Genomic DNA, 13,362 nt, shown 5'->3' on the forward strand with positions numbered 1-13,362 from the left:
CACATTCGGATAGTGCGAGCCGAAACATAGGTCGTAACCGGATACTCAGGAGGCGCTGAAAGTATCCGGTTACGACCTATCATTCTGCGCCCACGTGTTTTGGTGGCTGGCAACTGGCACCCAGCAGTCGGCACCAGTAACGTCCGACATCAGCAGCTGGCCTTCAGCCCCGCTCCGCTTCGTCCGCCAGCCGCGCAAATGCCAGGTGGGCGAGCGCCGCGGCCTGATCGCCGAGCAGTCCGTCATCGAAGACCGCTCTGGGCGAGTGGTTCGTCTCCGCGTCCGGGTCGATGCCCTCGGGCGTCGCGCCGAGGAAGACGAACGTCCCCGGCACTCTCTCGAGTACAAAGGAGAAGTCCTCCGACCCCATCCGCGGATGCTCCATCTCGACGACCCGCTCGGACCCGAATGCCGAGACCAGCCGCTCGAGCACGACCGCCGACTCAGCGGGGTCGTTCACGGTCACGGGGAATCCCACCTGGAAGTCCACCTCGGCGGCGCAGCGATGCGCCCTGGCGATGTTCTCGGCGATCTCCGTCACCCGCTCCTGCAGCAGCGCCAAAGACTCGGCCGAAAGGAAGCGGATGGAGGCGGTGAGCTTCGCCGATTCCGGGATGACGTTGCTGGCATGCGCGGCTGCGAGCTGGGTGACCGAGACGACGACGGGATCGAAGATGTCGAAGGACCGGCCGGTCATCGTATTCAGGGCCAGCACCACCTCGGCGAGCGCCGGCACGGGGTCGCGAGTCGACTGCGGTTGGCTGCTGTGTCCGCCGGCGCCGTGGATGGTCAGGTTGAGATCGGCGAACCCGGCCATGAGCGGCCCGCCCTTCGTCGCGAAGCGACCGCGGAGACCGGCTTCGACGTGGATGCCGTAGGCCGCGACGACGGGGACACCGGCGGCCTCGAGCACGCCCTCGGCGATCATCGGCTCGGCCCCGCCCTCGACCTCCTCGGCGGGCTGGAACATGAAGATGATCGACCCGGGGAGCTCCGCTCGGTGCGCGGCGAGCAGGCGGGCGGCGCCGACGAGACCGGCCGTATGCAGGTCGTGCCCACAGGCGTGCATGTTCCCGTTCGTCGACGCGAAGTCCAGGCCGGTGTCTTCGACGACCGGCAGCGCATCCATATCCCCGCGTAGCAGCACCGCGGGTCCGGGCTTCCCACCCTTGAGGACGGCCACCACCGAGGTGAGTGATTCACCCGTGGTGACCTCGAGCCCCAGCCCGGCGAGCTCGTCGAGCACCGTGCGCTGTGTGAAGGGAAGGTCGAATCCCAGTTCGGGGTTCGCGTGCAGTTTCCGTCGCAGGGAAATGAGATCGCCGAGGTGGCTGTGCGCTTCTGCGCGGAAGTCGGGGGCGGTCATGAACTCTCCTCAGCAACGGGCCCAGGCCGGGCGGATCGATCCCAGCTCTCACACCGTATCGCCGTTCGTGCGCACGGCATCTTCGTAGGCGTCCAGAAGCCGGGTGAAGCTGCCCAGGAAGTCCTCGGCGTCGTCACCGAGCGCGTCGAGTCCCACCTGCAGCGCGGCACGTGACTTCTCGACATCACGCTCGAAGGCGGTGACGCCCTGCACGGTCGGAGAGATCCGCCGCGCCGCGCTTCCGGCCTCCCGCGAACGCTGCAGGAGACCCTCGTTGATGGCGGCGTTGATCTGACGGTTCACGGTGGACTGCTCGAGGCTGAGGTCCTCGGAGATCTCCTTGAGCGTGCGGGACCGCCCATCGGCGAACAACCAGAGGATCCGCAAGTCGGCTGTACCGAGATCCATCTGGTTCGTCTGCATTCGACGAATTCGTTCGAGCCTCGTGACGAGCACTCCCATCCTCCGCGCCGGGGGCAGGTCGGAGAATTCGACGAGGGCCTCGTCGCTGCCGCTCCTCCGCCTCGTTCGAATCTGCGGGATTGTTTCATCGCTCATAAGTATGTAGTCTACATACAAGCTAAATGTGTAGATTACACATTACTGTTTCTCGGAAAGTGAGCACCGGTTGGACGACCAGACTCAGGCACATCCTCAGACGCCCAGGCACCCCCATGCCGAAACCACACCGAAGACCGAGCCGAGGGTGGCCGCGGCTCCGATCCTGGCCATCATGGTGCTTGGGTTCTCGAGCCTGTGCGCCTCGCTCATGCAGTCCCTGGTCATTCCGATCCAACCGGAGCTGCCGCACCTGCTGAACACCTCGGCGGCGAACGCCTCCTGGGTCGTCACCGCCACCCTCCTGGCGGGAGGCGTGTCGATGCCGGTCTCCGGCCGCTTGGCCGACATCCACGGCCGCAAGCCGATCCTCGTCGCCTCGGCGATGATCCTCGTCGTCGGCTCCCTCGTCTGCGCCCTGTTCTCGAGCATCGGCCCCGCCCTCATCGGCCGCGTCCTCCAGGGTGTGGCCATGGGCTACATCCCCGTCGCCATCAGCTTCGTCCGCGAGATCACCCCACCGCACATGCGCAATTCCGCCGTCGCCGGAATCAGCGCCACCCTCGGCGTCGGCGGCGCACTCGGACTGCCGCTCGCGGCATGGATCGCACAGGACTTCGACTGGCACATGCTCTTCTGGCTCTCCGCCGCCCTCGCCGTCCTCATGACCGTCTTCTCGGCCCTGGCCCTGCCCCATGTCGCACCCGTCGACCGTGCCGGATTCGACGCCCTCGGCGCGATCGGCCTCGCCCTGGGCATCGTCGGCATCCTCACCGGCGTCTCAAAGGGCAACGACTGGGGATGGACCGCACCGTCGACCCTGGTCACGATCCTCGGCGGCCTCATCGTCCTCATCGGCTGGGGCTTCTACGAGGTCCGCCACCCCATCCGCTCGTCGATCTGCGCACCACCGTCAAACGCCCGATCCTGCTGACGAATATCGCCGCGCTGCTCATCGGCTTCGGTATGATGGCGCAGTCGATCGTCGTCCCGCAGCTGCTGCAGATGCCGACCGAGGTCGGCTACGGACTCGGGCAGACGATCCTGCAGGCCGGACTGTGGATGGCTCCGGGCGGACTGATGATGCTTGCGTTCACTCCGATCTCGAGCCGTCTGCTCACCACCCTCGGCGGTCGTGCGACCTTGGCCCTGGGTGCCTTCGTCATCTCTGCGGGTTACGTCTTCGCCGTCTTCTTCGACGGCGAACCCTGGCAGCTCATGGTCGCCACGTGCATCGCCTCGGCCGGAGTCGGCATCGGCTATGCGGCCATGCCCACGCTCATCCTCGAGAACTCCCCCGCCTCGGAAGCCGGCGCCGGAGTCGGCGTGAACTCGCTCATGCGCTCGATGGGCACGACCGTCGCCGGTGCCGTCATGGCCATCGTCCTCACCAGTCGGACGATCCCGATGGGTTCGGTCGCCATTCCCGCCGAAACGACCTTCCGCACCTGCTTCATCATCGGCGCCGGTGCCGCCCTGGCCGGGGCGCTGGTCGTCCTGTTCATCCGCCGCAACCACCCCCGCGCCGAGGTGGTCGAGACGTCCGAGCACGCCGAATCCCTCACCTGACGACTCCCGTCCCCCAACGGCATCGCGCCTTCGAACCGAGTTCCCAGACGTCGACGCGGCCCCTTTCGCCGGTCTCCGCCGGTGAGTAGTGTGGGCCCCCCACGTCACTCAACGAGGAGACCGACCGTGCGCATCATCATCACTCAGAACATCACCCTCGACGGTCGCGTCGAGATGCTCGACGACTGGTTCGACCCGCAGGCCCAGGACGAGGAACTCTCCGCCGAACTCATGCGGCAGTCCGCGAATGAGGATGTGCTGCTGCTCGGGCGGCGGACCTTCGAGGACTTCCGCGGCTACTGGCCCGACCAGACCGACGACACCACCGGGATCGCGGAGCATCTGAATCAGGTCGACAAACGCGTCGTGTCATCGACGTTGGCCGAACCGGGGTGGCAGAACACGCAGATCATCAGCTCCGATCCCATGCGGGCGGTCGCCGACCTGCGCGAGGAACCGGGCCGCGACGTCATCGTCACCGGCAGCATCACCCTCGCCCACGAGCTCATCGCCGAGGGGCTGATCGATGAGTATCGGATGTTCACCTACCCGGTCTGGCAGGGCCGCGGTCGCGGCTATTTCCACGACGGAGCACACTCGGCCAGACCGCCCCGACTGCGGCTCATCGATTCGAAAGCCTTCCCCAGCGGCATCGTGTATTCGGCCTACGAACCGAGCGAGTGACGAGCATCCTCCAGGAACTCGTCTGTATTCGTCCCACTCTCGTCCCCGGCCAATCTTGTGAGCCTGCTAGCGTTTCTGTTCATGGAGAGAACCGAGCTTGTCGTCTATGACCTCGACGGCGTCATCACTCGCAAGGACACGTTCACCGCTCTCGTCATAGGTCGACTCGTCCGCTCCCCATCGCGTTTCCTCCGGGCGCTGCCGGCATGCCTGACTTTCTTGTCTGGGCGGAAGGCACAGGCTTCACGACGCATTGCCGAGATCGCATTGTCCGGCATGTCCGACGACGACTACAGCACGCTTGCCGAACGCTTGGGCCAAAAGTTCGGTGCGGATTCGAGATGGATGCGCAGTGACGCCGTCGAACGCGTTCGCCGCCAACACGCATACGGTTCACGGATCGTCATCGCCACTGCGACAGAGCATCGACTCGCTTCGGCATTGCTTGCAACCGCGGAAATCCCCTTCGACGAGCTTTCCGCGTCGCGACTCGAAGTCACCACAGCCGGACCCAAAGTTGCCGATCACAGGGTCGGAGCACGAAAAGCGGACGCCTTGCGCAGTCTGGGCATTCCTCTCGAACGTGTGGAATTTGTCACCGATTCGCTGACCGACCTACCCACTGCCCGAGCGGCCGCCCGAGTAGTGCTCATGGGAGCGTCAGCTCACACACGACGACGATTCGACAAACACGGTATCCGAGTATCGAGAACGTCCTGACCTGAATTGATCGATCGACCCTGCTGCCTGCACCGCCCAGCAGCTCGCCCTGCCGGTTCAGTTCTCTCGGAGGCTCAGTCCGCTTGGTTCGCCGCGAAGTCCTTCCCCCACTCATTCATCGCCATCACGATCGGCTCAAGGCTGCGCCCCAGGTCCGTCAGTGAGTACTCGACCCTCGGCGGCACTTCCGGGTAGGCGGTGCGCAACACCACAGCGTCCTCCTCGAGCTCCCGCAGCTGCCTAGTGAGGGTCTTCGTATTCGCCAACGGCACCAACCGACCGAGTTCATTGAATCGACGCGTCCCGTCAAGGAGATGCTTGACAATGGTGAGCTTCCACGTGCCGCCGACCGCCGAAACCGCGACCTCGACAGGACAGACCTCCATCGCACGACGCACAGGCAACCGCATACACACCTCCACAGGGACATAAATGTCCGTACTAGACAGTCTTATGCTAAGCGGCAACCATGGAACCATGCAAGGAGACAACACCCCTCGGACAGTCCTCTGGCTCAGCGCGCATCCCGAACCCTGGTCACTCAACGGAAGCCTGCGCAGCGCGGGAATCACCCATCTGCGGGAGGCAGGCCATGCCGTCCTGACATCCGATCTCTACGCCATGGGCTGGGATCCGGTCCTGAATCGGAGCGACGGTGCTCATCTCGCGAGCACCGATCAACCGAGCGCTGAGGCGACCGACACCGATTCCGTCCGCGCCCCCGCCCGCTTCCGCGTCAGCGCCGACACCCGCACCGCCCAGGTCGACGGCACCCAACCGCACGAGATCACCTGCGAACAGGAGAAGCTTCAGCGCGCCGACGCTGTTGTGGTTCAGTTCCCCCTGTGGTGGTACGGGATGCCCGCGATCCTCAAAGGCTGGTTCGACCGTGTCTTTGTCAGCGGCTTCGCCTTCGGCACCGACTCGCCCACGGGTCGCCGCCTTCGCTTCGAACAGGGACCGTTCGCAGGCAAGCGGGCTCTCGTCGTCACCACCCTCGGCGATCGTCCTCTGGCCATCGGGCCCCGAGGCAAGTCCGGTGAACTCCGGGAACTCCTCTTCGGCCTCCTCCACGGCACCTTCGCCTACACCGGCATGAGCGTACTCGAGCCCTTCGCCGCCCCCAGCGCCGACCGGATCGACGACTTCGACGCAGTCCGCGACCGCCTCGTCGGACGCCTCGACGGACTCTTCACCGAACCCGTCATCCCCTACCGACCGCAATTCACCGGTGACTACACACCTGAATGGGAACTCGCACCCCGTGTCTGCCCCGACGAACACGGGGTTCGCATCCACACCGCCGGCTGACCGAACACATTCGCGCTCTCCGTGCAACCGCCACCGACTCCAGGAGGAAACCCGTGATGCCCAACTCCGACGACGCCCGTCCAGCCACCGAAGTCCAACCAGCCGACATTGCCCAAGCAGCCGACGCCGCCCTAAGTAGTGAAGCCATCCAGGGATTCGACTCACGCATTCCCGAAGCCGACCTCGACGATCTCCGTGCCCGACTGCAATCGGCCCGCCTGCCCGAACCCGAGACCGTCGCTCGACCAAGCCCCGACCCGCGACGGTGGGACCAAGGCATACCGCTGAACGACCTCATGGAGCTCGTCGACTACTGGCGAACGGTCTACTCGTGGCGGGACTTCGAAGACCGCCTGAACGACATGGGCCAATTCCGCACCACCATCGACGGCCTGGGCATCCACTTCCTCCACCGTCGCTCGTCCCGATCGAACGCGACCCCGCTGATCCTCACTCACGGATGGCCAGGCAGCATCGCCGAATACATCGACGTCGTCGACGAACTGGCCGAGCCGACAGATCCCGATGCACCGGCGTTCCACTGCGTCGTGCCCTCGCTGCCCGGTTTCGGGTTCAGCGACAGACCGAGTGTCACCGGCTGGTCCACGGATCGAATCGCCGAGGCGTGGGTGACACTCATGAGCAGGCTCGGCTACGACCGGTTCGCGGCTTTCGGCGGCGACTGGGGTGGGGTGATCACAACCATCCTCGGTGGGCGCTTCCCCGACCACCTGATCGGAATCCACACCACCTATGCGCCCGGAATCCCGGGAGCCTCACTGGAGGGCCTGACGGCAGACGAGCGTGCCTGGGCCCTCGACGCCGAAGACTTCTGGACGCATCGGGCCGCCTATGCCCACCAGCAGGCGACGCGACCGCAGACCATCGGCTACGCCCTCGTCGATTCACCCGTCGGCCAACTCGCGTGGATCCTCGACAAGTTCGCCGAGTGGACGGACACCGTAGACTCCCCGTTCGAGACGATCTCCCGCGACCGCCTGCTCGACAACGTCTCCCTGTATTGGCTGATGCGCACAGGCGCCTCGTCGGCGCGGATCTACTTCGAAAGCCACAACTCTCTCGACCCCGACCTGCGCGTCGACGTTCCCACCGCGATCACTATGTACCCGTACGACATCGAAAAGTATCCGCGTGCCCTCTCAGAGCACCGGTACCGCTCCATTGTGCGCTGGAGAGCCGCGGATCGCGGCGGACACTTTCCCTCGCTCGAAATGCCCGATGAGTTCGTCGCCGATCTCAGAGCCGGACTCTCAGCGATCCTCGCTGCGGACCGCTGAAGCACCTGGAACCATGCATCTGCCTTCGAGCCAACGGTGGAGCGCCGAAACACCTGTGTGCACCGTGGTCTCGGCTCTCTGCCTGTGTCTCGAGCAGAACTGTGCCTCACGCGGTGCCGAACATGACCTTTCGGCCGTCGGGGTCCTCGACGGTGACGACGACATCGTCGACCGCGACGATCGGCACACCCGCATGGCGGATCCGCTCGAGGAACCCCGCCTGATCGGGGATCCGGAAATACAGGTGCGTGAGGTTCGACTCGGCCACCGGCGGGAACGCATAGTCGGCGAATGCTTCGGCGGAGTGGAAGGCGATCTGGACTCCCTCGGTCTCAACGAGGAAGTAGGTGTACTCATCACTGCCGGCCGTCGTCAGCGGCTGACCGGCGATGTCACGGTAGAAGGCGGCGGTCGCCTCGGCGTCGGCGCAGGTGAGGAACACCCCACGGAACGTCGACTCCATTTCGGCCCCCTTCATGGTCGATCTCCGGTCGCATCCGACCGGTAGCCGAAGTGTACCCGCCGAGGCGGACGCGGGGCAGTCCTCATCGCGGACCCGCCGGCTGGGTTGATGTGCCTCCCGAGACCCCGATGCAAACACCCTTGCCAAGCGACACACATACTCCACACATTCTTCGGGGAGTCGCCCCTGCTAGCCTGGCAGGCTGTATCCGAGAGCAGGAGTGATTGTGCGAACCAACCGGTGGTTGCTGGGCCTGGCCATGTCCGTCTCCGTGGTGGCGCTGGCCGCGTGCGGAAGTCAGGGCGACGACGCGAAACCGCAGGAGTCCTCGGCTGCCGCCGAGCAGTCCCCCGGCGCCGATTCCGGCGAGCAGGGCCAGCAGGGCAAGCCCAACACGAAGGACATCCCCAAGGTGGTCGCCGAGGTCAACGGCGAGAAGATCATGAAGGACGACTTCGTCCCTCTCTTCGAGACCCAGTACCAGCAGATGCAGATGCAGGCGCAGCAGTCGGGACAGCCCGTCGATGAGAAGGATCTGAAGAAGCAGACCGCCGAGAACCTTGTGAGCACCGAAGTGCTCGTCCAGGAAGCCGACAAGCGCAAGATCTCGGTGACGGACAAGGACATCGACAAGGGGCTCAAGGAGTCCGCCAAGTCCGGGCAGATGAGCGAGAAGGACTTCCTCAAAGCCATGAAGGACCAGGGCATGGACGAGAAGAAGGTCCGCTCGGAACTGAAGAATCAGCTGAAGATCGAGGGCCTCGTCGAGGACGAGTACGGCGAGTTCGAGGTCAGCGGCGAAGAGATCGGGCAGGCCTATGAACAGGCCAAGGCCCAGCAGGAGCAGATGGCGCAGCAGGGCGGGCAGCAGCAGGAGATGCCCTCGCTGGACGAGATGCGGCCTCAGCTCAAGGAACAGGTGAAGAGCCAGAAGACCGACGAGGCGACGCAGAAGTTCGCGAAGAAGCTGCGCAAGCAGGCCGACGTCACGCTCCACCTCTGAGACCACCCCGGCACGGAAGTCCCATCTGACGGGAAACTTCGGCGTTTTCCGGAGAAAACGCTGAGCATTCCTCGCAATCTGCTTGTGTGAGCTCTACCCTTTAGTGGAATATCGGGTCGGTTGATTCTTCACAGACCCCGCGTTCGTCCGCTCTCCGTTGTCGACGGCGAGACGAGTTCCACCAACAGAAGGACTTCCCGTGGCTTCCATTCTCACGCGTTCGGCGATCGTTGCGCCGAAGCACTTCAACCGGTGGCTGATCCCGCCGGCGGCCCTGGCCATCCACCTGTGCATCGGGCAGGTCTACGCATTCAGCGTGTTCAAGATCCCCTTCATGACGCACTTCGACGCCGGTGAGGTCTCGATCGGCTGGATCTTCTCGATCTCGATCCTCATGCTCGGCATCTCCTCGGCCGTCTTCGGTCCCTGGGTGGAGAAGAAGGGTCCGCGCGCATCGATGGTCGCGGCCGGAACCTGCTGGGTCGTCGGCTTCTTCATCGCCTCGCTGGGCATCGTGTCCGGACAGCTGTGGCTGGTCTACCTCGGCTACGGCGTCATCGGCGGCATCGGACTGGGCATCGGCTACATCTCGCCGGTGTCGACCCTGATGAAGTGGTTCCCGGACCGTCCGGGCCTGGCCACGGGTCTGGCGATCATGGGCTTCGGCGGCGGTGCGCTCATCGCCAGCCCGATGTCGAACCAGCTCATGGCCTTCTACGGCGGCGGTGTCGAACCCGAGAATCTCGTCGCCGGCCTCACCCCGACGTTCATCACCCTCGGCATCGTCTACGCCGTCGTCATCGCCGCCGGCGCATTCGTCATCCGCGTCCCCCACCCGGAGTGGACGCCGAAGGGCTTCGACCCCTCGACGGTCGCGGCGAAGCCGATGCAGACCGAGGGCAATGTCGCTGTCCGCAACGCCATCCGCACTCCGCAGTTCTGGCTGCTGTGGGTCGCCCTCTTCCTCAACGTCACCGCGGGCATCGGCATCCTCGAGAACGCCGCCCCGATGATCCAGGCCTACTTCGGCATCACCGCCGCCGCGGCCGCGGGCTTCGTCGGTCTGCTCTCGATCGGCAATATGGGCGGTCGCTTCATCTGGTCGACGACCTCGGACTACCTGGGTCGGAAGAACAACTACATGCTCTACCTCGGCGGTGGAGCGGTGCTCTACCTGCTCGTCGCGTTCTTCGGCGGCGGATCGATCATCCTCTTCGTGCTCGCCACGCTCATCATCATCTCCTTCTACGGCGGCGGCTTCTCCACGGTGCCCGCCTACCTCAAGGACCTCTTCGGCGTGTACCAGGTCGGGGCCATCCACGGTGCGCTGCTCACCGCCTGGTCGGCCGCCGGAGTGGCCGGTCCGCTCATCGTCAACTCCGTCGTCGAGGCCGGCGAGGCGGCCGGCAAGTCCGGCCCCGAGCTCTACACCCCGGGCATGTTCATCATGGTCGGCGCCCTGATCATCGGCTTCATCGCCAACGCGCTGATCCGCCCGGTCAGCGAGAAGCACTTCGAACGCGAAGAGGACGTCGCCGCCAGGCAGGCCGCCGCCCTCGAAGAGAACTGAGGAAGAGCAACGATCATGACTGACTCCACCCCCATCGCCCACGTCCCCGACTCCGGTTCGCCGCAGTCACCCGTCGGCGGCGCCTACAAGACCGTCGGCACGGCCCTGACCGTCGTCGTGGCCGGCGGCCTCGTCTGGGGCCTGTCCCTGACCGCGATCAAGGCAGTGGCGATCTTCACCGGCTGACCCCTCGCCGAGGCGGCCCTGCGCAGCCGCGAGAATCCATCGAAAACCCCTTGCCGACCATTAACTTAAGTGCTTAACTTACTTCATGGATCTCGCTCATGAACTTCACGACCTGGTCCGCACACTCGATCGGTGGGCGGAGCAGATGCTCCGTCCCGAGGGGCTGACCTACAACCAGTACGTCGCTCTCGTCATCCTCGGCCAGCACCCGGGCATCACGGGACGGACACTGTCGAAGTCTCTCGGCGTCACCGAGGCCGCCGGGTCCGGGATCGTCACAGCGCTGCTGACCGACGGCCTCATCACCGACGGTGCGGCTCCGGGGTCCGGCAATCGACGGGAACTGCGACTCACCTCGGCGGGCGAGGACAAGCACGCGCACTGCGCACGCCTGCTCGGACACTCCCTCGACGAAAATGCCCGAGCGATCGGCATCGATCCGAGCTCACTGGCCTCCACGATCCGCGCACTCCACGACGAGGTCCGCAGCATCCGCTCCGACAACCCCATGGACCGCTCATGACCCTCATCCTCGCTGCACTCGCGACCGCCTGCGGACTGGCCCGTCTCGTTCTCTTCCTCGCCCTCCACCTCGTACGGAGCGAGTATTCGATCATCAGCCATGCCGTCAGCGACTATGCCGTCGGCAGCACGAGGCGCCTGAGCAGCGCGATGACCTGGGTGACGGTGCCGTTCTGGGGCCTGCTGGCCGCGGCCGTCGCCATCGGCATACCGGAATGGCCCGATTCGACGCTCGTGAGCATCGCCCTTGCCGTCCTCGCGCTCATCTTCGCCTTCCTGCCCTTCGTCCCCACCGACCTGGAAGGTGAGAAGCTGAGCACGACCGGCCGCCTGCACTACCTGATGGCCATCGCCTGGTTCGCCATCAGCTACGCCTGCATGGGCAACTTCGTCAGGCTCTTCACCGCCGAGGGGCCAGCACCCTTGGCGCAGACCCTGCACGCGGTCTCCTGGATCGCGCTCGTGTCGCTGGTCATCAGCGTCGTCGCGCTCATCATCAGGCCCCTTCGCGCGAAGGCCTTCGGCATCGCAGAACGTGTCTTCATCCTCTCCGTCAGCCTCTTCTACATCGGCACGGCCCTCGGCATCATCGTCATCGCCGCCTGAGCTGGTCTCACCCCTCTCAGCACTCGACTGGCAAAGTCGAAGCTTCGCTCCAGCTGCGCCACAGCCTGGCCACAGCCTCCGGGTACTGAATAGGAGTCATCGGACACTCCCACTCAGCACAGAAAGGCAGAGCCATGAACGAGTCGAAGCGCACGGGGTCAGCACAGGCACGGACCGGCGCTGGGCACACGGGTGAGAACACATCCGGCACCGAGACGGCGGCGACAGCCGTCACCCGCTCCCGCCCGCACAGGCATCGATTCGCCCTGGCAGTGACAGGAGCGGCCGCGGCTCTGGCGCTGAGCATCGGGTCTGCCGCGGGCCTGTCGGCCTCCGCCACGGGACACGCCCGCACGGTCGCGGCCGGGACCACCCAATCAGTCATCCCCTTCACCGGTCAGCCCACCGACCCCGGCCAGGGCAGCGACGGTTCGACGCAGCAGGACGCCGCACCGGCGAGCGCGGAAGAGTCCTCCGGTGTCGTCCTCATCGACACCCAGCTCGGCTACGAGAACGCCGAAGCGGCCGGCACCGGCATCGTGCTGAGCAAGGACGGTCTCATCCTCACGAACAATCACGTCATCGCGGACTCGACCAAGATCGCGGTCACCGTGGCCACGACGGGCAAAACCTACGAAGCCAGCGTCGTCGGTTCCGACTCGGCTCATGACGTCGCCGTGCTCAGACTCAAGGACGCCACCGACCTCACACCGGCCGCTGTCGACGACGAGACCGTCCAAGTCGGCGACGACATCACCGCCGTCGGCAACTCCGAGGGCGGCGGGCAGCTCCAGGCAGCCGATGGAACGGTCACCGACCTCGGCGCTTCGGTCACCACGACCGCTCAGGGCACCGAGGATTCGGAGACGCTGGACGGCATGATCCAAGTCCAAGCCGATATCGTCTCCGGCGATTCGGGCGGAGCCCTGCTCGACGATGAAGGCGAGGTCGTGGGCATGAACACCGCAGCCTCCTCCGGCACCCCGGTGGTCACCGGCTACGCCATCCCGATCGATTCCGCACTGACGACCGCCGAGTCGATCATCGCCGGTCAGCAGACGAGCACGAACACGCTCGGCTACCCGGCCTTCCTCGGTATCGGCGTCGGCCGAACCGAACGGTCGGACCAGCAGGACCGATCCGGACAGCCAGCACAGTCCGGCCAGCCCGGGCAGGGCATGCAGTCCGGGCAGACCGGGCAGGGCACGCAGTCCGGGCAGACCGGAACCGATGCGGTCGCAGGCGCCGTCGTCGCCGGGGTCTATGAGGACACCCCCGCCGCGAAGGCCGGACTGACCGCCGGTGACACGATCACCGCGATCGATTCGACGCAGATCAGCGACGGCACCGCGGCCTCGAGTGCGATCGCCGAGCACAAACCCGGCGACAGAGTGTCCCTGACCTGGACGGACACCACCGGTCAGAGCCATACCACCGAGGTGACCCTGACCGAAGGTCCCGCGTCCTGACACCAAGCCGGCCACGCTTCGGCCTCTGCCTGCAGTT

At 65.4% G+C, this 13,362-nt stretch carries 15 protein-coding genes; 11 read left to right on the plus strand and 4 right to left on the minus strand.

Annotated elements, in window-relative coordinates:
- Nucleotides 1-163: 163 nt before the first annotated feature.
- Both EB836_RS02485 and EB836_RS02490 read right to left on the minus strand, forming a co-directional pair.
- On the minus strand, nt 164-1,366 hold the full coding sequence (locus EB836_RS02485) for a M20 family metallopeptidase (protein WP_135537551.1): 1,203 nt from the start codon (nt 1,364-1,366) through the stop codon (nt 164-166).
- A gap of 48 nt (nt 1,367-1,414) precedes the next feature.
- Nucleotides 1,415-1,924 carry a MarR family winged helix-turn-helix transcriptional regulator gene (locus EB836_RS02490; RefSeq protein WP_205683280.1) on the minus strand — a complete coding sequence of 170 codons (510 nt, stop codon included), beginning with the start codon at nt 1,922-1,924 and terminating at the stop codon, nt 1,415-1,417.
- A gap of 175 nt (nt 1,925-2,099) precedes the next feature.
- On the opposite strand from EB836_RS02490, the gene EB836_RS18600 reads away from it, so the two are divergent.
- The 3 genes from EB836_RS18600 to EB836_RS02500 all read left to right on the plus strand — a co-directional run bounded on the left by EB836_RS18600 (nt 2,100) and on the right by EB836_RS02500 (nt 4,177).
- Nucleotides 2,100-2,858 carry an MFS transporter gene (locus EB836_RS18600; protein ID WP_276606418.1) on the plus strand — a complete coding sequence of 253 codons (759 nt, stop codon included), beginning with the start codon at nt 2,100-2,102 and terminating at the stop codon, nt 2,856-2,858.
- On the plus strand, nt 2,783-3,493 hold the full coding sequence (locus EB836_RS18605) for an MFS transporter (RefSeq protein ID WP_276606422.1): 711 nt from the start codon (nt 2,783-2,785) through the stop codon (nt 3,491-3,493). Before EB836_RS18600 ends, EB836_RS18605 begins: the two co-directional genes overlap by 76 nt.
- Nucleotides 3,494-3,619: 126 nt before the next feature.
- The gene (locus EB836_RS02500; RefSeq protein WP_135537552.1) at nt 3,620-4,177 is read left to right on the plus strand and encodes a dihydrofolate reductase family protein; all 558 of its coding nucleotides are present in this window, start codon (nt 3,620-3,622) and stop codon (nt 4,175-4,177) included.
- Nucleotides 4,178-4,971: 794 nt separating this feature from the next.
- Here the strand turns inward: EB836_RS02500 and EB836_RS02510 are convergent.
- Nucleotides 4,972-5,307, minus strand: a complete 336-nt coding sequence (locus EB836_RS02510; protein ID WP_205683282.1) for a helix-turn-helix domain-containing protein — start codon at nt 5,305-5,307, stop codon at nt 4,972-4,974.
- Between the two features lie 67 nt (nt 5,308-5,374).
- Between EB836_RS02510 and EB836_RS02515 the strand changes: the two genes are divergently transcribed.
- Together EB836_RS02515 and EB836_RS02520 are read left to right on the plus strand one after the other, a co-directional pair.
- Nucleotides 5,375-6,208 carry an NAD(P)H-dependent oxidoreductase gene (locus EB836_RS02515; RefSeq protein ID WP_135537554.1) on the plus strand — a complete coding sequence of 278 codons (834 nt, stop codon included), beginning with the start codon at nt 5,375-5,377 and terminating at the stop codon, nt 6,206-6,208.
- 56 nt (nt 6,209-6,264) lie between these two features.
- Nucleotides 6,265-7,506 (plus strand): epoxide hydrolase, encoded by a 1,242-nt coding sequence (locus EB836_RS02520; RefSeq protein ID WP_135537555.1) that lies wholly within the window; start codon nt 6,265-6,267, stop codon nt 7,504-7,506.
- 106 nt (nt 7,507-7,612) lie between these two features.
- Here the strand turns inward: EB836_RS02520 and EB836_RS02525 are convergent, their stop codons facing one another.
- On the minus strand, nt 7,613-7,969 hold the full coding sequence (locus EB836_RS02525; RefSeq protein ID WP_135537556.1) for a VOC family protein: 357 nt from the start codon (nt 7,967-7,969) through the stop codon (nt 7,613-7,615).
- Between the two features lie 226 nt (nt 7,970-8,195).
- Between EB836_RS02525 and EB836_RS02530 the strand changes: the two genes are divergently transcribed.
- The 6 genes from EB836_RS02530 to EB836_RS02550 all read left to right on the plus strand — a co-directional run bounded on the left by EB836_RS02530 (nt 8,196) and on the right by EB836_RS02550 (nt 13,325).
- The gene (locus EB836_RS02530) at nt 8,196-8,972 is read left to right on the plus strand and encodes a SurA N-terminal domain-containing protein (protein ID WP_240689554.1); all 777 of its coding nucleotides are present in this window, start codon (nt 8,196-8,198) and stop codon (nt 8,970-8,972) included.
- 199 nt (nt 8,973-9,171) lie between these two features.
- On the plus strand, nt 9,172-10,542 hold the full coding sequence (locus EB836_RS02535; protein WP_135537557.1) for an OFA family MFS transporter: 1,371 nt from the start codon (nt 9,172-9,174) through the stop codon (nt 10,540-10,542).
- A gap of 15 nt (nt 10,543-10,557) precedes the next feature.
- A complete protein-coding gene (locus EB836_RS18110) occupies nt 10,558-10,728 on the plus strand; it encodes a hypothetical protein (protein ID WP_167854326.1) in 171 nt (56 codons plus the stop codon).
- A gap of 85 nt (nt 10,729-10,813) precedes the next feature.
- Nucleotides 10,814-11,251 carry a MarR family transcriptional regulator gene (locus tag EB836_RS02540; RefSeq protein WP_135537558.1) on the plus strand — a complete coding sequence of 146 codons (438 nt, stop codon included), beginning with the start codon at nt 10,814-10,816 and terminating at the stop codon, nt 11,249-11,251.
- Complete coding sequence (locus EB836_RS02545) at nt 11,248-11,856, plus strand: DUF998 domain-containing protein (protein ID WP_135537559.1); 609 nt, start codon at nt 11,248-11,250, stop codon at nt 11,854-11,856. The genes EB836_RS02540 and EB836_RS02545 overlap by 4 nt, the downstream gene beginning before the upstream one ends.
- 134 nt (nt 11,857-11,990) lie before the next feature.
- On the plus strand, nt 11,991-13,325 hold the full coding sequence (locus EB836_RS02550; RefSeq protein WP_135537560.1) for a trypsin-like peptidase domain-containing protein: 1,335 nt from the start codon (nt 11,991-11,993) through the stop codon (nt 13,323-13,325).
- Nucleotides 13,326-13,362 lie beyond the last annotated feature (37 nt).

It is taken from the genome of Brevibacterium sp. S111, assembly GCF_004745075.1.
Classification (GTDB): Bacteria; Actinomycetota; Actinomycetes; order Actinomycetales; family Brevibacteriaceae; genus Brevibacterium.

Coding starts and splice junctions, on each gene's coding strand:
- EB836_RS02515 (WP_135537554.1), top strand. CDS start 5,375: ATGCAAGGAGACAACACCCCTCGGACAGTCCTCTGGCTCAGCGCGCAT.
- EB836_RS02525 (WP_135537556.1), bottom strand. CDS start 7,969: ATGGAGTCGACGTTCCGTGGGGTGTTCCTCACCTGCGCCGACGCCGAG.
- EB836_RS18600 (WP_276606418.1), top strand. CDS start 2,100: ATGGTGCTTGGGTTCTCGAGCCTGTGCGCCTCGCTCATGCAGTCCCTG.
- EB836_RS02510 (WP_205683282.1), bottom strand. CDS start 5,307: ATGCGGTTGCCTGTGCGTCGTGCGATGGAGGTCTGTCCTGTCGAGGTC.
- EB836_RS02545 (WP_135537559.1), top strand. CDS start 11,248: ATGACCCTCATCCTCGCTGCACTCGCGACCGCCTGCGGACTGGCCCGT.
- EB836_RS02550 (WP_135537560.1), top strand. CDS start 11,991: ATGAACGAGTCGAAGCGCACGGGGTCAGCACAGGCACGGACCGGCGCT.
- EB836_RS18110 (WP_167854326.1), top strand. CDS start 10,558: ATGACTGACTCCACCCCCATCGCCCACGTCCCCGACTCCGGTTCGCCG.
- EB836_RS02485 (WP_135537551.1), bottom strand. CDS start 1,366: ATGACCGCCCCCGACTTCCGCGCAGAAGCGCACAGCCACCTCGGCGAT.
- EB836_RS02490 (WP_205683280.1), bottom strand. CDS start 1,924: ATGAGCGATGAAACAATCCCGCAGATTCGAACGAGGCGGAGGAGCGGC.
- EB836_RS02520 (WP_135537555.1), top strand. CDS start 6,265: ATGCCCAACTCCGACGACGCCCGTCCAGCCACCGAAGTCCAACCAGCC.
- EB836_RS02540 (WP_135537558.1), top strand. CDS start 10,814: ATGGATCTCGCTCATGAACTTCACGACCTGGTCCGCACACTCGATCGG.